The 23,176-nt window shown below is 36.3% G+C and carries 8 protein-coding genes; 2 read left to right on the forward strand and 6 right to left on the reverse strand.

Annotated features, from left to right (window positions below):
* The first annotated feature begins 179 nt into the window (after positions 1–179).
* Both GWR14_RS12705 and GWR14_RS12710 read left to right on the forward strand, forming a co-directional pair.
* Positions 180–1,226 (forward strand): sensor histidine kinase, encoded by a 1,047-nt coding sequence (locus GWR14_RS12705; RefSeq protein WP_163409396.1) that lies wholly within the window; start codon positions 180–182, stop codon positions 1,224–1,226.
* A complete protein-coding gene (locus GWR14_RS12710; RefSeq protein ID WP_163409397.1) occupies positions 1,223–1,906 on the forward strand; it encodes a LytR/AlgR family response regulator transcription factor in 684 nt (227 codons plus the stop codon). Before GWR14_RS12705 ends, GWR14_RS12710 begins: the two co-directional genes overlap by 4 nt.
* 61 nt (positions 1,907–1,967) lie before the next feature.
* On the opposite strand, the gene GWR14_RS12715 is transcribed toward GWR14_RS12710, so the two are convergent.
* The 6 genes from GWR14_RS12715 to GWR14_RS12740 all read right to left on the reverse strand — a co-directional run bounded on the left by GWR14_RS12715 (position 1,968) and on the right by GWR14_RS12740 (position 23,083).
* Positions 1,968–2,660, reverse strand: a complete 693-nt coding sequence (locus tag GWR14_RS12715) for a LytR/AlgR family response regulator transcription factor (RefSeq protein ID WP_163409398.1) — start codon at positions 2,658–2,660, stop codon at positions 1,968–1,970.
* Positions 2,657–3,760 carry a sensor histidine kinase gene (locus GWR14_RS12720; protein WP_163409399.1) on the reverse strand — a complete coding sequence of 368 codons (1,104 nt, stop codon included), beginning with the start codon at positions 3,758–3,760 and terminating at the stop codon, positions 2,657–2,659. Before GWR14_RS12720 ends, GWR14_RS12715 begins: the two co-directional genes overlap by 4 nt.
* Before the next feature lie 128 nt (positions 3,761–3,888).
* Positions 3,889–4,863 (reverse strand): PorP/SprF family type IX secretion system membrane protein, encoded by a 975-nt coding sequence (locus tag GWR14_RS12725; protein WP_246236320.1) that lies wholly within the window; start codon positions 4,861–4,863, stop codon positions 3,889–3,891.
* Positions 4,864–4,906: 43 nt separating this feature from the next.
* Positions 4,907–9,469, reverse strand: a complete 4,563-nt coding sequence (locus GWR14_RS12730) for a T9SS type B sorting domain-containing protein (protein WP_163409401.1) — start codon at positions 9,467–9,469, stop codon at positions 4,907–4,909.
* Positions 9,470–9,786: 317 nt separating this feature from the next.
* On the reverse strand, positions 9,787–14,316 hold the full coding sequence (locus GWR14_RS12735) for a SprB repeat-containing protein (RefSeq protein WP_163409402.1): 4,530 nt from the start codon (positions 14,314–14,316) through the stop codon (positions 9,787–9,789).
* A complete protein-coding gene (locus GWR14_RS12740; RefSeq protein WP_163409403.1) occupies positions 14,288–23,083 on the reverse strand; it encodes a beta strand repeat-containing protein in 8,796 nt (2,931 codons plus the stop codon). Before GWR14_RS12740 ends, GWR14_RS12735 begins: the two co-directional genes overlap by 29 nt.
* Between the last annotated feature and the right edge of the window lie 93 nt (positions 23,084–23,176).

Genomic DNA, 23,176 nt, shown 5'->3' on the forward strand with positions numbered 1-23,176 from the left:
AACATACAAAATTAACAAAAGCTTTAATCGGGATTTTTTTTTGTGGTCAATCCCTTTTTTGTAGTGGTAAATAAAATTGAAAAGCTATTAATTGGCATATCAAAATATTTTTACCCACTACATTTTTCAATTTTGCCACATTTATTTTCCGATAGTGATTTATTATATAATTTTACATCATGCCACTCAAAAGACAAAAAATATATTTAGTAACAGGAAGTCTGTTGTTTTTATTTCTTCCGTTATTATTTTCACCGCATCCGCCAGAGGAAGAAAATTTTTTGTTTTCCAGAGCGACCCAGCGTGATTTTTTGGCTAATTTATTAATGCTCTTTTTCTTTTTTTTGAATTTTTATGTTCTAATTCCGGCATTTTATCTAAAGAAAAAGTATCTTTTTTATGGTTGTATTATTATCATTAGTTTATTGATAGTTTGTATTTTACCCTCTCTTATTACTGGTCATAATCCTTTTTCTGTTCAAAATGATTTTCTTCCCAGAGTTCATAAAACTGAAGGTCATTTTATGCCCAAGCGTCCGAATGGTTTTTCTTTTATTGAAGAAATCAGGCATCATATTTTTCTCTTTACAGCCGTAATTTTTTCATCTGCATTTCTTCGGGAAAAAATTCGGAACAAAATCATAGAAAACGAAAAATTACAGGCAGAACTTTCACATCTTAAAACGCAAATCCACCCTCATTTTTTATTCAACACCTTAAATAGTATTTATGCATTGTCAATCAAAAAAGATGATAAAGCAGCAGATACTATCGTAAAATTATCAGAGTTCATGCGGTATTTGCTAAATGATTCCAGTCAGGATGAAGTAATTCTGGAGAAAGAAATAAACTATATTGATAATTACATTGATTTACAAAAATCACGGCTTCGAAATGCGGTAGATCTCCAGTATAGCACCAATGGTGATTTCTCTAATTACAGGATTGCCCCATTATTATTGTTTCCCTTTATTGAAAATGCCTTTAAATATGGAGTAAATCCGGATGAAAATTCAGTTATAAAAATAGGCATACAATTAGACAAAAATCATTTAAATATGACCGTTTTTAATCGCAAAGTTAGTGTGAGAAATATCGAATCATCAAAAATAGGACTACAAAACACTTATGACAGACTAGAACTATACTATCCAAAAAAGCACTACTTAACCATTGAAGAAGATGAACAAACTTATTACGCGAATTTAAAAATTGAACTGGCATGATAACAGCAATTGCTTTAGACGATGAATTAGCTGCACTGGAAGTTTTGGAGGCCTTTTGCATTAAGAGCCAAAGTGTAAGTCTGGTAAAAACATTCACAAAAACACAGGATGCCCGTTTTTATCTCGAAGAATTTCCGGTAGATTTAATTTTTCTTGATATCAATATGCCATCCATTTCAGGAATAGAATTTTATAAATCAATTGAGCAGCAAACTAACTTAATATTTACCACGGCTTATGCAGAATATGCCGCAGAAAGTTATGAATTGAATGCTGTAGATTATTTAATGAAACCTTTTAGTTATGACCGCTTTTTGAAAGCTGTTGATAAAGTAAAAAAGCTAAATCCAATTCAAAAAGCGGATAAACAAAACTATATCCTTTTTCGGGTTGATTACGGACTGACCAAAGTATTGTTATCTGATATTTTGTTTATAGAAGGATTGGATAATTATTTAAAGGTGCACATCAAAAACCAAAAGGCTTTGGTTGTAAGAAAGACCCTGAAGTCACTTTCAGAAAAACTTCCTTCTGACGAATTTATTCGCGTACACAGGTCTTATATAATTTCAATATCAAATATGGAATCCTATCGCAATAAAATTATCTACATAAACGGAGAAGAAATTCCTTTGGGAAACAGTTATGAAAATGATTTTTTTCAAATTTTGAATAGTTAAAGACATAAATACTATTTTAAAATATCACTTTGTGACTTTCCAAATAATGTAAAAAACAAAGTCAGGCTTTATGATTAAGCAAAGCAAAAAAAGCCGCTTCATAACTGGTACTCACCGGAATTTCTTCTTCCTTAATATATATAGTTTTGTTTCGAACTTTCTCTATTTTAGAAACAGGAACGATAAAGGATCGATGTACTCGAATAAATTCTGTAGAAGGCAATTTTTCTATAAGTGCTTTTAAAGTCATTCTGGCCACAACTGTTTTTTGGTTTTGAATGTGAATTTTAAGATAGTCATCTAAACCTTCGATGAATAAAATGTCCGAAAAAAGAATTTTTATCAAACTATAATCGGCACGAATAAAAAGATATTGTTGCTCTAAATTCTGATTTTGGGTTTTCCATTGCTGCAATGCCTTTTCAGCAGCCTGCTGAAATCGGGAAAACGAAATGGGCTTTAAAAGATAATCTGTTGCGCTCAATGTAAATCCTTCAACAGCATATTCAGAATAAGCTGTCGTAAAAATTACCATTGTTTTATGAGGCAGTTTTTTATAGAAATCCAATCCTGAAATGGATGGCATATTGATGTCCAAAAACAACAAGTCAACTGGGTATTTTTTAAGGTATTTAAAAGCTTCATCAGATTTTGTAAAGTTTTTTTGCAAATCGATATATTCAATTTCTGCACATAAACTTTGTAAAATCTCTAAAGCTAAAGGTTCATCATCTAATGCAATCGCTTTTATCATACTACTTGTATACTTAAATTTACAATGTACTTGTCGTAAGTATCTTCAATCTTTAACTGATGTTTGTTTGGATATAATAACGTCAGTCTTTCAATTGTATTTTGCAGACCAATCCCCGTTTCAGATTGTATCGAAAATGTCTTCTTATTTGACACCTGCATCGTAAGTACATCTTCCAAAATATTAATATAAATACAAATCTCCGAAGTCTGATCCGGATTTACACCATGTTTGAATGCATTTTCAATGAATGAAATTAAAATAAGCGGGGTAATTGCCTTTCCAAAAGGACTTCCGTTTACCTGATAATCGACACTTACCGTATTACCGAGACGTGTTTTTTGCAGTGATATAAAATTATTGATGTAATTGATTTCTTTACTTAAATCGATTACTTCATCATTTGCATTGGTAATGATATAGCGCATAAGCTCAGAAAGCTGTATGACAGCATCGGGAGTTTTATTATCCTTTTTTAAAGCCAGCGCATAAATACTATTCAGTGTATTAAACAAAAAATGAGGATTGATCTGAGCTTTCAAAAAAGCCAATTCTGACTTCATTTTTTCTTTTTCAACATTTTGCAACCTTCCCGAAATAGCAAATAATAGACTTGAAATTACTCCAAGCAAATATACCAAAGCTGTATGTCCGTACTGTGTTGGTGGTCCTCCCATAATATCAAAAGACTTTGGTTTTGGGGGCATGTTTCGAAAATCCGGAGGCGGTTTCATTCCGTCTTTAAAAGGTTCCGGATGATTTAAAAAAGGTTTAGGATGATCTCTAAAATCCAGGAAATTATGATCCGGATGATCTAAAAATCTTGATATCCAAAGAAGGAATAAAAGAAAACAAGCAATCATTACAAAATATAATAATTGCTTGTTTTGAAAATAATATCGTGGAATTAAATAATAATAGTTAAAGTAAAAGAAACACAATAAACTAAAATATATAAAAAAATAAATACGGTCGTGTACGTTTGAGTACAAATCGGGCCATACAAAAACGGTCTTCACAGACGTAAATGCGTAGGGCAAAAATAAAAAAGCCAGACATAAGCAAAAATGCAGGGCATAAAACGAAATTTTACTTTTCATAAATCCTATAGATTTATTCAAATTTAGCAATCCTGGCGCTCAGAATCAAATTAATGAGGTAAAACCGGACAATCCTGCGATTCGTTTCAATCTTTGCTTAAAAACTTCTCTTTTAAAATTACAATAAATTAATCATGAACAGGACTTTCTGTACAAGGACAGCTACTAAGCGCCTGAAGAAAATCAAAGCCTAGTGTCACAACATGTGTTCCTGAGTTATAGTATCCTAAATCGTTAAACATAACCTGATAAGAATATGCAAAATAGATTTTAGATTTCATGAAACCAACCATTGGTCCAACCGATAAAGGTTTTGGAAACTGGTCATTCAGCATACGATAAGAAGCTCCAATCCAGTAATACTCTTCATAACGGTTGTAACGTCTGTACTTAAAGTTTATGTCTGTAGTCGAACGTTTATCACTAGCAAAATACTGATAAAACACAGAAGGCTCGTATTCGATACGACCGTTTTCAGCATCCCTAAACGTAAAACCTGTATAGATTTGATAATTAGAAAGCAAATCAGGCTCCTGTACTCTTTCTACGTTAACTTTTTTCTTTAAAACGTTATTAGCGTTAAAACTAAAATAAAAATTCTTGTTACGATACAAGGCACTAAGGTCGAAGTTATTATTGGTTGTGTATCGATCATTAGTTACCGAAGGATCGGGAATTGGATGTTCTATATCAGTACCAAATTTATCCGTCTCTACTCTGAAAGTGTTTAAGTTATACGAAATACCAAATGATAGATATTGTTTAGAATAATAATCTAAAATGATATGGTGTGCAAATGATACCTTGGCACCAGTTTGCTTCGTATAACCATTACTATCATTATAAAGCGACAACCCGACTCCGGAACGATCCAGAAGCCTAAAGTCAATGTAAGCTGACTGATTTTGTGGGGCGTCTTTAATCCCGACCCATTGTGTCAATCCGTTTACCCTGATTCTAAGGTTGTCCCCAATACCGGCATAAGCCGGTGAAAGTACAAAAGGGTTATCTGCCAAATACTGCGTAAACACCGGTAGGTTTAACTCCTGGCTGTAACCTGATGTTACAGCTAGGAGTACTAAGGATACTAATAATTTTTTCATTGTAATAATTTTTTTAGATAACATCATCGGGGCTGCTTATTTGTTATCTGTATAAAGTGAAATGTCCGACAAACTCTCTTGCATCATTCTTGTCATTTAGTTTAAGAACATACCAGTAATCACCTGTTGGCAATTCCTCACCGTTGTACTTACCGTTCCATTTTTGACCATAGTGATATTTCGCAATTGCACGTCCGTATCTGTCAAAGATTGTGAACTCAAGGTTATTGTAAATATTGGTACAACCAGGACCCCATTCGTCATAAATACCGTCTCCGTTTGGTGTAAAGTAATCAGGTACACAGACATCAACATACTCGATATAGTAATCCTGATAATCTGTACAGCCATTCTTATCTCTAACAGTAATTCTGTAAGTACCTGTTTTATAGATCTTGAATTTATTTTCAGAACTAAAGTTTTCACCATCAATACTGTATTGGTAATCTCCACCACCACCTACAGCGGTTGCGGTAAGTACATTCCAAACTCCTTTTTCTTCAGTTACTGTTATATCCAGTTTCGCAACTGCTACAATAGTAAAACTTGCTGTTGGTACTTCACAACCGTTAGTGTGTCTGGCCAATACAAAGTGAGGACCCGGAGCAACATTTGTAAAGATGTTACTTGCCTGGAAAGGAGCAACTCCGTCAAGAGCATAATCAACATCCGCAAGGTTTGTAATACTCGGATCAATAGTAATTGTTACTGAATTAGCAGCAGCATTATTCACACAGTCGTAATTAATTACGTATTGTGGATCAAGCACAACAGCATCCGGCATGATTACTTCAAGTTCATATGTACAGCTTGCTGCATCTTTAATGTAAACTATATGTGTACCTCCTGAAAGATTATCAAAATCAAAATCAGTTTGTCCAACAGCTCCCTGTGTATATGTCCCGTTTTTAGCATCAAGACTCACACTATATGGAGCAGTAGCACCTTTTATTCTAATACTGAAGGTACCATTTTTCTCTCCTTTACATTCTTCAGGCAACATCGTATTCGGAATAAGAGCTGCGCTTAAAGGTGTTGGTTGGGTAATATCAAATTCATACGAAACATAACATCCTAAAACATCCTGAGTAATTACTGTATAATGATCTGGTGCCAAATTATTAAATTCGCCATCATCAAAGAACTGATTCAAATTAGGAGAAATTGCATACATAATTTGTCCTGTTCCACCAGTAGCGTTCATAATGATTTTTCCATCATCATTTCCATTACAAGTTACGTTTGTTACTTTAGGATCTATAGACACCGCAGTATCCGGTGCAGTAATCTCAACAGGAATGTCTGAGTCTTTACTACAATCTCCGCTATCTACATGAACAGTATAAGTTCCTTCAGGCAAGTCATAAAAGTTTCCGTCTGCTTTTGGTCCCTGAACGACTGTAGTTGTTCCAGTAATTAATAAAGTGTATACATAATTTCCTAAACCGCCCTGAGCTTCAGCAACTATAACACCTGTTGCATCACCTTTACAGTTAATTACAGCATTCTCTACATTCACATTAATATCAAGTTCAGGTAATACCGGAACATTAATACCATTTGAAACAAATCCGATACAGCCATTTGCATCTTTTACATAGTATTTATAATCACCAGGTGTTACATTGAAAGTAACTGAACCTGAAGCTGCGAATGAACCAAGTACAGTCGTAAAATTAGGATCTGTACTATATGTATAAGAACCTGTTCCACCTGTTGCACTTAGTGTAAGGCTATCTTGTGTTAAACAAGTTGCATTACCAGAATGAACTAACAATGGTGTAACAATTGTTGGCTCTGTGATTGTTATCTCAGCAGAAGTACCACTACAAGTGAAACCATCAGTAACAGTAATACTATAAGTTCCTGCACCTAATCCTGAGAAACTTGGTGAATTTTGCGGGCCTGAAGAAATTACTTCTGTAGCCGTTATTCTATTCAAAGTATATGAATAATTACTTCCCTGACCACCTGTTACACTAGTTGCTGTAATCGTGGCACTTTCACTTCCATAACATGGTACTATAGTCATATCCGGAGCAGCAACAACTACAATAGGTGTTGGAACTACCAATGATACATTAACCGTTGCAATACAACCTTTTGAATCTTTAACACGTACAATGTAGTTTTCTGCTGTTAAATTAGTATAATCACGTGTTGTTGACCAAACAGAAACCACACCCGTACTATTCTCTAATTGGAATTCGTATCCTCCAGACCATCCTCCGGTTGCAGAAACTAAAATACTTCCATCATTATTACCTGAAATACAAGTAATAAGAGTGTGAGTTTCAGAAATCTCTAATCTTGCATCTGGTTGTCCAATTACAAATGTAGTTGAAATAGTACAGTAAGGACTATCGATTAATGTAGCTGAAACTGTATACTCCCCAGCTGTTAAACCTGATAAGTCTAATGGTCCCGCTGTAGTGGTTGTTCCTGAACTTGCTACAGGACCTGATACAGTATAATTGAATCTTCCTGCTTCATCAGGATTTCCAATATTGTCAACCAAAGTAATAGATACTGAACCTTCATTTGATCCGTAACATACTACATCACTGTTTTTAACAGTATTTAAGTAGAACGTATTTGGTTCGTTTACATAATGAGCTTTTTGAATACTACATCCTGTTGCCGGGTTAAACGCTGTGATAATATACTGACCAACAGCTAAACCTGTAAAGACACCGTTTGTATTAACCGGAGATGTAATTCCTGTATTAGCGTTTGTCAATGTATATTCAACACCTGTTACAGTTGTACCAGCTGCATCAACAGCCGTAGCCGTAATACTTTCCAGGTTATTACATGTAATAGCTGTTTTCGCAACATTTATTTTATCCAGTTCAATGTACGGAACAATTGTTATAGGTGTAGTGTAAGTTCCCATACAACCATTACTATCATAAACATTCACAGTATAACTTCCACCTGATAAATCAAATTCAGTATAAGTATTTGAAGTACCTATTTGAACCTGAGTACCATTTTTAATGAATTCATAAGTCACATATGTACCTGAACCACCACTTACTCCTGTAGCCGGATCAACAGTAAGCGTTGCAAAATTCGATGTGTTACCAGTTGTACAAGTAAACTGCGAAACAGCAACTGCATTTACAGCTACAACACCTGGTTCGATAACCGTAATTGTTTTAGTATCCTCACAACCTCTTTCCGATCTTACTACTACTGTATGAGGTCCGCCTGAAACTCCGGTAAATACAGGAGAATCCTGAGGTGTACCTCCATCCAGACTGTAAGTATATACCGGATTATCGTTAATACCTTCAGCCGGACTATCCATAATTGCTGTAATAATACCATCGTTAGCACCGTTACAACTTACAGGCGTTGATGTCAACGCAAATCCTGTAACTATGGTAGCTGGTTTTATGTCTATAGTTACAAATACTTCACATAAAGTAGTCGTATCCTTAACACCTATAATACGAGAACCTGAATGAACTCCTGTTAATGGTGTAGCTGCTCCGAAAGCACCTCCGTCAATGTTATAAATATAGTTTCCTGAACCTCCTGTTGTTGACACAGCTATAACACCATCACCGTCTGTACAAGAAGGCGAAGTTGTAACGATTGGAGTTAGAACTAAAGGCTCAAGAATAGTAACCTGAGTAACAGCTGAAGAACAACCATTAGTATCTTTTACCGTTACGTTATAGGTACCAGGAGCATTAACTGTAATAACATTGTTTGAATCAAAACTCACACCATCAACACTATATAATAATGCAGTGTTGAATCCGCTTGCTGTAACAGTAATATCATAAGTACCTGTTACACTTGGACATTGTGTTGCTACAGCGTTGGCAATCGTTGGGTTTACATCCACACTTATTAACTGAGCGTTAGTAGCAGGACAATTATTGCTGTCTACTACATATACAACCCAGTTGAGATCTGCACCATTGTTTGTATCTACAGTTAACTGGTTACTTGTAGAATAATTTGTTGGTGCCGAATCGGTAGCTCTTGCTACAGCATATTTGTAAGAACCTGTTCCTCCAGTAGCTGTAATAGTAATCGTAGCGTTATCTTCGTTACAATTAATATTTGTTGCAACTGAAGTTGAACTTAATACATCAGCTGGTTCGTTAATCGTAAAGTTAACCGGAGCTGAACAACCAGAAACATTATCGGTAATTGTGAAAGTATAATTACCATAAGGTAAATTAATATAACTAAACACATCTCCGTTTTGAGTCATCGTACCTAAATTAGGAGACAATGAAGGTGTATAGCTACCTCCCGTAATATAATTCGCTATAGTTAAATTCACAGCACCTGTGCTATCTCCTTTACAATATACATCATTAACAATTTGATGTGTTACAGATATTTTATCAGCTTCTTTAACAATAATTGTTTTAGTTGTACTACAGCCATTGTTATCTGTTACTTTAATAACATACGTATCAGGCGATAGATTAGCAAAACTATTTGTTCCATTAGAAGCAATCGCTATTGGAGAAATAATTTCGTAAATATATGGTGCTACACCTCCTGCTACTGAATTTACTGTTACTGTTGCAACAGTTCCTGGAGTATTACAATAAATAGGAGTCGCCGTAATATCCATATCTGTTGGTGGTAAATATGGATTAACTACCGTTTGTCCAGTTATACTACATCCATTAGCATCAAGAACTACATAATTAATAGTTTTTGCACTATTTACAGAGAATGATGCTGAAGCTTGGAAAGTAGTTCCTCCATCAAAACTATAAGTATAATCAGATGTTCCTCCAGTCGCTACAATTGTTACTATAGCATCCTTAGGAGCATTTGTATTATCGCAACCAAATGGCGTTACAACTGCATTAGCCCCTAAAACAACTGGCTCGGTGATCGTTACCGGAATCGGATCGGAAGGACATCCTTTAGCATCCGTTACAACTACTGAATAACTAGTACCACATTACCTGAGTTACAGCCAAATGGTGTTACAACATCACTAGCTGACAATAATCCCGGCTCGGTGATCGTTACCGGAATCGGATCGGAAGGACATCCTTTAGCATCCGTTACAACTACTGAATAACTAGTACCTGCAATCAGGCCTGTATAGATTCCTGTCGTATTACCGCTTGCATTGGCTCCTGTTCCGCTTAGAACAAAAGTATATGGCGCAACTCCGTTTGAAGGCGTTACTGTGATCGTTCCGTTGCTCTCTCCATTACAGATTACTGCCGTTGGAACTGCTGTACCCAATGGTTTGGCAGGAGGCGTTACAACTGCTGCATTAGTAGTCACTGAACAAACTGCTGCATTGCTGTCTGTAATGACAAATGTATAACTGCCTGTTGCTGAAACTGAAGCTGTAAAGCCTGTCGGTGTAGCCGTTGCAGCTCCTGTAAGAACTCCGTCTACATACATTTGGTAAGTATACGGCGCAACTCCATCTGTAATAACAACATCAATTGTAGCATTAACTGATCCTGCACAATACAAGTCTTTAGTCAAGGTAGCTGTAGCTAACAATTGTTTTTCGATTGTATAACTTACAAATGCCTCACAACCATTGTCATCCTTAATTCCTAATGTATAAGTACCAGGAGATGTAAAGGTAGCTGTTGAGCTAGCCAAAGCTGATCCGTTTAATGTGTATGATTTAACTCCGTTGTATGTCGTAGTCAAAAGATCCAAATCAACTGTCAACGCTGAACCTGCATAACACTGTGGTGCTGCCGGAGTAATAACAGGAGGCGCATCGTTTGTGATTGTCACATTCTCCATATGGATACAACCATTAGTATCTTTTACATAAACATCCCATGACAGATCTGTCAGATTAGTATCTACTGACATTACTGCATTTGTACCATAAGCTGTAGCAACCGGTGCAGTAGCTCCGCCTTGTACAACAGCGTAAGTATAAGATCCTGTTCCACCTGTAACTCCACTAACTGTAATGGTAGAAATATCCTGTGAACAGAACACTTTTGTACCTGCTGCCGTGAAAGCAATAGCAGTTGGCTCTGTTATAGTAACAGCTGCACTCTCTGAACAATGTGTTGTATTGTCTTCTACTGTTACTGTATAAGTACCTGCTGATAAACCTGTTAAGGTAATTACATCACCAACTTGTGAAATCTGTCCTGCTGCAACTACAGGAGAAGTTACAACGCTATAATTACCCGTTGAACTGAAACCTGTAACTGTGTATTGTGCAGAACCATTATTTGTGGTTCCGTCTGCAGCATTACATGAAATATCATTTAACATAATTCCTGCAATAGCAATTGGAACAACAGGAACAACTCTATAGTTCTTCTCTATTGAACAGCCATTAGCATCGGTTACTTTGAATAAATATGTATCAGGTGCCAAACCGGTAAACAACGCATTATTGCCGTTATCAACTGTAATTGGTGAAATGATTTCGTATTTAGCCATAGGTGTATATCCTCCCGATACCGTCAGGGTAACATCGGCAATATTGGTTGGACAAACCGGTGCCGTAGTCAGAGCAAACGTAATATCGGTTAACGGTAAATATTTATTTACTGTAGTACTTCCGTTAAAGATACAGCCATTGGCATCTTTTACTGAATATGTAATAGTCTGGTCCGTTCCGTTATCTGTTACAAATAATGTATTTGCCCCAGCATAAGTAGACGATCCGTTAAAACTATAAGTATATGGCCCTGTACCTGAGCTTGCAGTTACCGTAACAACTGCCGGTTGTGGTACATTACCTGAGTTACAGCCAAATGGTGTTACAACATCACTAGCTGACAATAATCCCGGCTCGGTGATCGTTACCGGTGCAGAATTTAATGTACAATTTCTGGCATTACGAACAGTTACAACATAAGCTGTTCCGGCCGTTAAACCTGTAAACGTATTAGTTCCCTGCTCAGTTAAACCTCCATCTAGACTATATTTATAAGGTCCTTCACCTGCAGTAACATTTACAATAATACTTCCATCAGTACCACCATTACAACTTACATTGGTCACTGTTGTTCCAAACACTGTAGTTGGAATAGGGTCTAAATCAAAACTTGTTATCGTTTGACATAGTGTTGCATTATTAGCATCTGTAACTCTAAACACATAATTTCCAGCTGACGCGGCATAATATGGATTTGAAGCTGTTACGAATGGAGCACTATTATAAGATACTTCATAAGTATAATTAGCAGCAGGTGTTGTATTTCCTCCAGTAGCTGTTAAAGTAATTACTGCTTCCGGATTTGTTGTACAATCTAATTCTTTAGTCAATGAAGCAGATAAGTTTAACTTAGGATACACTTCAAAATCAACATCAGCTGTACATCCGTTTCCGTCTTTGATTACTAAATTATAAGTGCCAGCCGCATTGAATGTAAAACTTGGTGAGCTTTGGAAAGCACTTCCGTTTACACTATAAGTTGCTGCTCCTACAATATCAGGATCAACTGTTCCTGAAAAAGTAAGTGTAAACGCTGTTCCATCATAACAAAGCGGAACTGCTGGTGGAGTAACTGTTGGAGCATCATCTGCATCTAACGTTACAGCTGCAGTTTTAATACAACCATAAGCATCTTTTGCGTAAACAACATAATTTCCTGTTACACTAGTTGCAAAAGTCGTATTTCCGGTCCAACCTGCTGTACTTGCTATTGGTGGAGTAGCTGATGCTAATAAATATTGATATGTATAAGGTGCTGTACCATCTTTAGCCAAAGCAGCAATTACACCATCTTCATTACAATTAACATTTTTAATTTTTGAAGCTGTAACAGATAAATCAATAGCAGATTCTGTAATATCAAATGGAGCCGAAGCTTTACTACAACCAGCATTTGTTGCACCTGCATCTTCTGTAATCAACACAAAATAATTACCAAATGGTAGTGTGCCAAAATTATTTACAACTAATGAACCACTAGCCGGAATAATTGTACTAACTAATCCTCCCACCGGAGTAACAGATTGTGAACTATAAACCTGATAAGTAACAGGTGTTGCTACACCATATGTATGATTCATAGTAAATGTTACATTCCCGTTTGCTGCACCTTTACAAGTAATATTGTTCCCTGTTAAAGGGGTAACTGTAATTGTTGAATTTGTTCCGATCGGGAATTCTGATGTTTCAAAATAGTAACATCCTGTTCCTGTACCTCCATGAGCTGCATCTGCATCATATACTACAAAAGTATAAGTTACCCCTGCTATCAAGTTAGTAAATGTAGTTTGTTTACTTCCCACAGCATCTTCAGCTAACCATGTTCCTGATGGGTATAAAGGAACAGAACCTGTATATAAACTGAAATAAAACGGTCCTGTACCAATAGTACTTGTCGGTGAAGAACTAACAGCTACAAGCGCAGATCCCGTTCCTGAACAAACTACCGGAGATGGTGAAACAGTAATATCTAAATCATCTGGTGGAGATGCAACCAAAATATTCTGATGCAATTTTTGGCAACCATTTGCATCTGTAATAATTAATTCATATAATCCAAAATCAACGATATCAAACACTTGTGAATTACCTGGTTGATTTGTGAACTTTTGATTGTAACCATTTACTCCAGTAACATGGTAAGTATAATTTGGAGTTCCACCTGTTACACCATTAACAATTATTCTTCCTAATGAAACACCTCCGGCCCCACAAGTAATAGGGTCAACATCATAATCAACCACAATAGGGTTTGGTTGAGAAATACTAATACTTCCTGTATCTGTACAACCTTTGGCATCTGTTACAGTAATTGTATAATTACCTGCTGCTAAACCAGAAGTCTGAGTTCCGTAATCAGTTCCTGTTGTTGTATTCAATACATTGAAAACAAACGGAGCTAATCCTTTTGTATTATCAATTGTTATATTAATTGCTGCTGTATTATCTCCATTACAATTAATAGATTGTGTTTGAGAAACACCTGTAATATCTGGGTTAACAGCTGGACTAACTACAATTGCTGTTGTTGTTGAAGCAGAACATAAATTAGCATCCGTAACCGTGAAAGTATAATTACCCGGAGTACTTGTGGTAAATACATTCCCCGCAAAAGTTCCTGAACCACCTGAACTTGCGTATGTAAACGGTCCTGCACCTCCTGTTGGAGTTAAAGTAATTTGCGCAGCTGTTGGAGCTGGATTACAAGTAATATCTTTATTTAAAACTGCACTTAAAGTTAATTGTGGAACTACTGTAACCGGATTACTATCTTCAGTACAGCCGTTAGCATCCTTTACACGAATAATATATATTCCTGCTGATGTTATTGTGAAAGTATTAGCAGCCTGGTAAGAAGCTCCTCCATTAATACTGTAAGACAATGTTCCTGTACCACCTGTTACAGATGCAGAAATAGTATAACCTCCGGCAGTACCTAAACAACCTGCTCCTGTAGCAGTAACTGATGGAGTACTGTCTGTTGAAATGGTAACATCCACTTTAACGGTACATCCGTTTAGGTCTTTCACCCACTGTACCGGTAGCCGTAATCGTAAAACTACTGCCTGAGCCTGTACATTGGTTACTCACCAAGGCAGTAACTGATGGAGTACTGTCTGTTGAAATGGTAACATCCACTTTAACGGTACATCCGTTTAGGTCTTTCACCCAAACATCCCATTGCGTATTGGTCGTTGGATTCAAATCTGCACTGTTGCTGGCAACATAATCCGCTGCTACCGGAGCAACTCCGTCTTGTTTATAAGCATAAGTATATGTTGGTGTACCACCTGTAGCGGTTACGGTAACCTTAGAGGTAGCAACATTACAATTCGCATTTATCTGTGCAACCGAAGCTCCTAATAGGCTTGGCTGGGTAATGGTGATAGAAGTAGAGAATGGACATCCTGTAGTCTCATCTGTGAAAACAACATCATAAGTACCTACACCAAGGTTTGGCAGGGTAAACGAAGCTGCACTCTGAGCCGTAACTGGCGTACCTCCGTTTATACTGTAACTGTAAGTAGTAGTAAACTGGCTTACATCATATCGGATAGAACCTGTAGATCCTCCATTACAATATACATCGTTTAGTTTGGTAGCAGTCGCTGCAATTGGTGTAACAACAGGAACTGTATGAGATCCTGTAGCATAACAGCCACTTGCATCGGTTACTTTGAAACTATAAGTAACTCCTCCGGCCAATCCAGCGAAAGATCCTGTAGTATTTGAAGTCACTGAAGCGGCTGGTGCCGTAATTTCATAAGTAACCGTACCAACTCCTGTTCCTGCTGTCTTGGAAACAGTAACTGTACTGGTAGTACGAGAAGCAGGTGTACAGTAAATATCAGTATGGGTAATATCTGAAATTACCGGTGGGTTTAATCTGTTGATAGTAACTGAACCTGTAAAGGTACAGCCGTTATTGTCTTTTACTATATAATCAATCGTTTGATCTGAACCGTTATCATTAACTGTGAAAGTTCTTGTACCTGTAAAAGCTCCTCCCTCAAAACTATATGTATATGGAGCTGTTCCTGTAGTTGGTACATCGATCGTAACATCTGCGGACTGCTTAACATTAGTCGAATTACAGCTAAAAGTACCTGCAGAGGCTGTAGCTGTTAAAACTGTTGGCTGAGTAATAGTAACATTAACTGAACCTGTACAGCTCTTGCTGTCTTTTACATAAAAAGTATAAGAGCCTGCAGCTAATCCCGTAAAGGTAGCTGTAGCTGTAAAGCCTGTAGTAGCATTATTGCTGTAAGTATAACCTCCAGAACCTCCGGCTCCTGTTAAGGTAACTGAACCATTGGAATTTCCATTACAACTCGCATTCACTTGTGAAGCTGTCACTGTAGGGTTTGAAATCGCATTCACTGTAGCTGTAGTGATAACTGGACAGCTATTGGCATCTGTGATCCTGAATGTATAAGTACCTGCACTAGCTGCTGTATAAACATTACTTGCCATTGCTGTATATGTAGATCCACCGTTGGCAGAAACTTCATAGGTATAAGACGTTCTGCCTCCCGAAGCCGTAACGGTAATTTGTGCCTGAGGGGTCGTTGCAGAACAACTAAGCTCTCTGCTAACCGCTGCAGTAGCTGTCAACTGTGGATAAACCGTAATTGGTGTGGCAGAAGCTGTACAGCCATTGCCATCTTTTACCCAAACAGTATAAGTACCTGCCGAAACTGTAAAGGTTGGACTGCTCTGGAATGCACCGGTAGCTCCGCCGATTCCATATGTCAAACTTCCTGTTCCTCCTGTACCGGTAGCCGTAATCGTAAAACTACTGCCTGAGCCTGTACATTGGTTACTCACCAAGGCAGTAACTGATGGAAGGTTATCACTAACGACAGTAACTGTCCTTTTTGCAATACATCCATTAGCCTCTCTAACATAAACATCCCAAACTAAGTTTGCACCAGAATTAGTGTCAACTGTTAAAATGTTATTATTTCCATAAGTAGATGTAGGAACCGTTGATGGATTTACAGCATACGCATATACGTAATTTGGCGTTCCACCTGTTGCGGTTATTGTAATTTGTGAATTATCGTTATTACAATTAACATTAGTTGCTACTGCATTTGTTATAGAAACGGCTGCTGTTGGCTGTGATAAAGTAACTGAATAAGTACCAGTACATTTTGTTTTTCTATCAGTAACAGTAATTGTATAAGTATTTGCTAGAAGATTATTCAGATCAATAGTGGCAGCTGTTTGATTTGTATTAGAACCAATTGTTACATTAGATGAATTTCTAACAATATAATCATAACCACTAGTAGCAACTCCTGAAACAGTAAACTGAATACTTCCGGTTTCTCCAAAACATTTAATAGTACTAATTACTGAACCTCCAGCTGTAATAGCCGGAATTCCACTAATAGTATGATCTTTCGTAAACTTACAATTGGTTTTAGTATCTGTTGCTTCGAAAATATAACTTCCGGCAGCTAAACCTTGAAAAATTCCCGTTGAATTAGCTGAAGTATTATATCCTGTTGGTCCAGAAATAATTTGATAACTAAATGTATTTCCTGTTCCCGCTTTAACAGCAGTAATCGTAACTTGTCCACCTACTGGTGTTGTAGAACAGTCATAACCATTATCTACAATAGTAATATCTGTAATTGGTACTAAAGCCCCAATTGTAACAGATAAAGGTCCTATCTGACAACCACTATTATCTTTTACATAAGCAGTAACCGTTCCTGCTACAGAAGTAGAATACGTATTTGTAGTTGTAAAGTTTGATGCTCCATTAAAACTATATTGATAAGCTCCTGTTCCTCCTGAACCTGTCACTGTGACAACTGCCGGAACTGTTCCTGATGTACTACATTTTAATTCTGTTGCACTAATTGTAGCAGTAACTACACCCGGATTTATAATAATAATGTCACTTACAGCAGATTCACAACCTTTACTGTCAATTACTTTAATATTATAAGTACCCGCCGCTAAACCAGTAAACTGATTTGTTGTCTGAGTTGTATAAGTAGATGCAGAACTTAGTTTAATTGCATAAGTGTAAACTGTAGTTGCTCCATTTGAAGCAGTAACTGTAATTGTACCATCATTTGCATTGTTACAAGTAATATCAGTTTTAACTGTTGTTAATGTTGGTGTCGTTTTTGGCGTAACAACAATCGTATTACTTGTTGCTGTACAACCCTTGCTATCTGTTACTGTAAATATATAATTTCCAGCCTGAGTTGCTGTATAAGGAAATGAAGTTACAGCACTGGCAGTCCCACCATTTCGGGAAACAGTATAAGTATAAGGCGCTCCATAACCACCTGAAACGACTGTTGTAATTGAAGCATTTACTAAACAAGTCAAATCCTGAGCTAAGCTTGCAGTTAATTTCAATTCCGGCTCAATAATAATATTTGAAATAGTCGCTGTACAATTATTACTGTCAGTAACTACAATTGTATGTGTACCAGCTCCAACATTATTAAATGTATTACTATTAACTGGTGTATTACTATCTAATTTATAAGTGTAAGGAGATAATCCTCCTGTCACAGTAACAACTAAACTAGCAGGGTTAGAAGGTGTATAACACCAATCAGTAGAAGCAGCCAAAGTTGCTGTTGGTCCGGTTGGTCTGGTTATTATGATATCAGCTGATGGCTGAGATAAACATCCATTTGCATCTTTTACCATAATGGTATAAGTTCCTTCTCCTAAGCCTGCGAAAGTTTTACCTGACTGATAAACCCTAACAATTCCTGAAGCATCACTCAATTGATATAAATAGCTACCTGTTCCTCCTGTAACAGTCGTAACTGTTATAGATGCATCTGGGGATGGAGCACAGGTTAAAGCTGTTTTATCTACCTGAACAATAAGAATTCCCTGAGGAGATTTAATAACTGAATCAAATGAAAAAGAACAAGTTCCGGCATTGTCATTTTTCACAATAACTTTATAGGTGCCGGCACTTAATCCTGAAATTGTTACTGGTGAAGTTGTAGAAGTATGCCAATTTAAACCATTATCGATTGAATAATAAAATCCGTTTGTAGTGTCAAAATTAGATGCTGCAATAGTAATTACACCATCATTAGAAGTACTACACTTCGTATCCTGTACACCAGGTGTTGGTACTGCAAATGCACCATTGGTATTAACAACAACAGGTATTTCTATTTCATTTCCACAAGCTTTTGGTACCTGATAAACAAGAATATCATCAATTGCTAAATCATTACCTGTAACTACTTGACTATTTGATATTATTTGGAAATCTAAAGAAGTATTAGTTCCTGGATTTAAACTCAAAAGAGCACCTGCCAAATCGGTACTTGAATGCCATTTTTCATCTCTAGGAATACTAGGCATTACTTGGGAAGCGATAACCGTACCATTTTTAACTAATTGAACCGTCAATTGCGGAGACGGTAAATCATTAGTGATTTTCAATAAATTGGTCATAAACAATGACACATTTATTGGTTGGTTAGGAATCACATCGTTAATTGGCTTACTATATAGTACTGCTCCAAGAGGAATCGTTGAACCAATATTCACAGCCAAAAATCTTCCTCCTGTAACAAGTGGTGTATTATTTAACACCGCAGTATGGTCTTTAGGTAACCACCAATTAAAATCAGGACCATGATCAGGTAGCAACGCACTTGTTACTACATAATCTCCATCGTTCATTAACCATGGATGCCAATCAGAGAGACTACAAGTCGCAAAAGCAAGAGTATTACCATCTTGTTTTTCCCAACAATAAGCCGAATTAATACCCGGAGATTGAGTATCTCCTCCTCTTCCAAAATCTTCCTGCAATAAGTTACTATAAGTAGAAACTGTTTGAATATTATATTTTACAATAACAGTGTGATTTCCGGCAGGAACATTTGTAAATGTATTACTTGTTATTGGAGTATTTGGAACAGCAGTTGCTGAACCATTCTTTTTAATATAATACTCATAAGTATAGGTAGTCCCACTACTTGTAGTAGGAGTATTTACCACAACAGTTGCAGTAGCCGAACCATCACAATTGTATATAGGAGTAATATTATTGTCAACAGACGGATCCTGTGGTTTAGGATCTAAAATAACATTATAAGGAATTTTATAGATACATCCTAAATTATCCTTAACACGTAAATCGTAAGGAACTGTAGAAGATATAACATACTTTTGCGGAGAACTTTGCCAACTTGCACCACCATCAAAACTGTATTGGTATGGAGCCGTTCCTCCCTCAACATTAGTAAACCTAATTAATCCCGTTGGCTGACCTCCTTGTAATGGTCCACAACCCGCTAATTCAGCAACACCAGCCGAAGCAGTTACTGACGAAGTTGGTCCTGTTATAGTAACAGACTGTGCCGGATCAGAACACTCTTTGGTTTCTGTATAAGGCCAATTTGTAATAGGATAAGTGACACTATATTTTACTTTTACGCTATAAGTACCTGGTGTCAAATTTGAAAAAACAGGATTGGTCTGATATGTTGCTCCACCATCAATACTATAACCCATAGTATATCCTGAAGTTGAACTGGTCAGATTAATTCTTATCTCTGCAGCATCATCATAACAATTACTGTTCGTATTAGAAACTGTATAAGTTGGTTTAGGCGTTTTAGGAACATCAATAGTGATAATTTTTTCACAGTTATTTGATCCCACAACTCTAATCGTATAGGTTCCTGCTGTAGTTACCTCAATTTCATTAGAGGTTTGGAAAGTAGACGAGCCGTTTACAAAATAGTAAAAAGAATTACTCCAATTTCTATCTTGTGAAGCCGTTATTTTTATTATACCTGTAGTACAATCTGTTAAAGGTCTTGAAATTGCTGCTGAAGCTTTTATTTCTCCTGCAGATTGATTAATAGCTACATAATAATTTGTATAAGAACATCCATCGTCTGTTTTTACTGTATAGGAATAACCTCCTTCATCTAAATTATTAAAAGTATAATCAGCTGCAGTTACTGGTCCAACTTTTTGAATAGAAGTACCATTTTTAAAAAGTTCATAATAATACTGTCCTCTTACACCAGAAGTGTTAACTTTAATACTTCCTTTGTCTCCAAAACATATTGGATGAGTTACAATTGTTTCAACCTCTAATTTTCTGTCAACAATAGTAACAGATAATTCAAATATACAAGGGTTTGTATCAACACCTGTTTGTTTAATATATACAGTATAGTTCCCCGCTGTATTTATTGTAAAAGTATTAGTGCTGGTATATGTTCCGTTTTTGGTCAGACTATATACATATCCAGTAGGAAGACCATTTACTGTAATTTTACCTTTTGTGTTACAATAGATATCGTTATAAGTTACAGTAGGATTTACTTCGTTTTTAAAAACATTAAAATAAAACTGGTTAACACAATTATTTTGGTAGGTAATTGTTAAGCGATATTGTCCCTTAGTATCGGCTCGGTAATCTGGTCCGGATGCTACTTGCGACCAGCTACAGGATTCATTTTCATTGGCACATTTATCATTTGCGACTGCCGGACAACTACCTTCATTAAGCTTTTCCCAAACTATTGTAGTTCCTGTTGCCGAAATACCTGTTTTTATATCTCTAAAATCACTTGCTCCGCATAAAAATAAATTAGGCAATAATTTTCCGTTATCAGGGCATTCTGTAATACTTCCTGCATATGGGGATCTTGCATAAGGTAATACAGGGTTTTCCAATAAATTATTTGCTAATGTTACTGTAAATTTTTCGGCTATTGACAAACAAGGTGCAGGAGCAGTATTTTTAACATAATATACTCCTTCTTTTACGACTGTAAGTGTTTGACTGGTTCCAATTACAGGTGTTCCTGTCGGGCTGGTTGACCATGAATAACTGCTGTAGCCGTTAGCTGCCTTAATTTGAATACTTGTTCCGCATAAAACTTCGTTTTTTTCAAATTTACAGTCATCAACATCAACCAAAAAGTTTGTTGATTGTGGAATACCCACATTACAGCTTGTATAGGAATCTAAACTTTTATCCCCAAAAATTCCTGTATTGTAAGTACCTGAATAATTTGATAATGCCGTATTCTGAATAATATTAGAACAAACATCACTTATCTCACTACAAGATTCTACAACTTTAACTTTAAATCGAATAGTATATCTAGGATCACTTACTTCAACAAATTGTTTTGGAATCGTAAATGTAATAGTACGTGTTGCAGCATCATAACTATGGGTCACTTTATATCTAACACCACTAATAACTATATCTGCCGGTAGTTCAACTATATCAGTAGGATAATTAAATTTGGTGTTAATAGGTAAAATATCTGTTATGGTAAAATTGGTAGCATTATCATTACCCTGATTTTGAAAACCAATTACATAATTTAACTCCTTACCTAAAGTAACATCCTTATTACCCATATTGGTAGGAGGAGTTGTAGAATAATCAAAAACCTCTTTGGTTAAAGTAATTTTTGGTTCAATAACATCTACCGCAAAAGTAGCCAAAAATGCAGCGTAACCATCTCCTCCCCCTGATTGGTCATTTGTAAACATTCTAAAAGTTCCCTGAGTTGCACCATTAGGAATTACAGAATTGGATGGGTTTGGAATTTCTAAATAATCAATATCAAAACCTAAATTATTCCTGTTGGTAGGATTACGATTCGTAACCTGGGCATTATCAACAGTAATCGAAGCATTGAAAAAGTTAGAACTTGTTTCTGGAGAAAGTGTTGTTGGATTAAGTGTGTTTGTAATGGGTGTAAATAGACTATTTGCTGTAGCAGAAGGAGGAGTTGGTACCAATCCATTTTTAAATAATAAACCATCACCATTTTTGCTATAATCTCCATCCAAGGCAGCCACACCAACTTTTGCTATTACAGGAAATCCAACAGGCAAAGTTTGAAATCCACTAATCGGTATATCAACTTTCAATAATTGATTCGTTCCCGCATCGACATTTGTCATTTGTGCTCCGTCAAAAACAGAAATATACTTACTTGAAACTGTCGGACTTTCGTAAATAACTGCCAAAGTCCATCCACCTGCACTACCTCCCTGTCTAATACCCGTTGTTGCTCTTAAATTAGCTACTGTATAAGTACCATCAGCATCTGCCAATCCCTGCAATATTGAAGTTACATCTTTAAAACAAACATAAACTCCGTTATTAAAATTATTACTATTATCCCCTTTAAAAATTACCTCTTTAGTACCACTAGCAGTCAACGTTTGATAAGTACCTCCCGGAACCTTAAACTTCACCTGGTTCCAGTCAGTTAACGCAGTAGTACCACAATTAAAACAGTTCCCGTTTGTACTTGCTGCATTAGGATACATGGCTGACCAATACAATCCGGCAAAGACAATTCTTTTACAACTATTATTGATAAGTAAATTTGCACTACTTGAACTTACCGTACTATTATCACCATCAATATCTACATAAACAGCATCCAAATCATTATTGTTTCCCGCATCATTAAAAGGTAAACTTTTACCCTTTGGAGTCAAAATTGTGTTTCCAATCAATTTGATATCTCCCTGAACTTTAAGATACTTATTTCCTTTTCCATCATCAAGCCTGGCAGAGAAGGTTGTTCCTACCTGTGCATGGCCAATGTTAAAAGATAAAAACAATAAAAATACAAGAACTGCAAGATTCCTCGTTTTTGAAGCTTTCAAAAACTTTATCTCATTGAAACAACAAAGTATTCTTAGAGCATGAAACTCATTTTTAGCAAACATTACAAGATTTGTAAGGATTGCTAAAACCAATTCTGCAGGTTTAAAAGTAGTAGGTTTTTTCATGGTATTTACTTTTTTTGGGGCTTAGGCTTTTATCTAAGGGGCGTTAGAAAAAGCTTTGGGCACTTTAAAAATATTTATTTTATCGGTACTTTT

Source organism: Flavobacterium ajazii (assembly GCF_010614725.1).
GTDB lineage: Bacteria > Bacteroidota > Bacteroidia > Flavobacteriales > Flavobacteriaceae > Flavobacterium > Flavobacterium ajazii.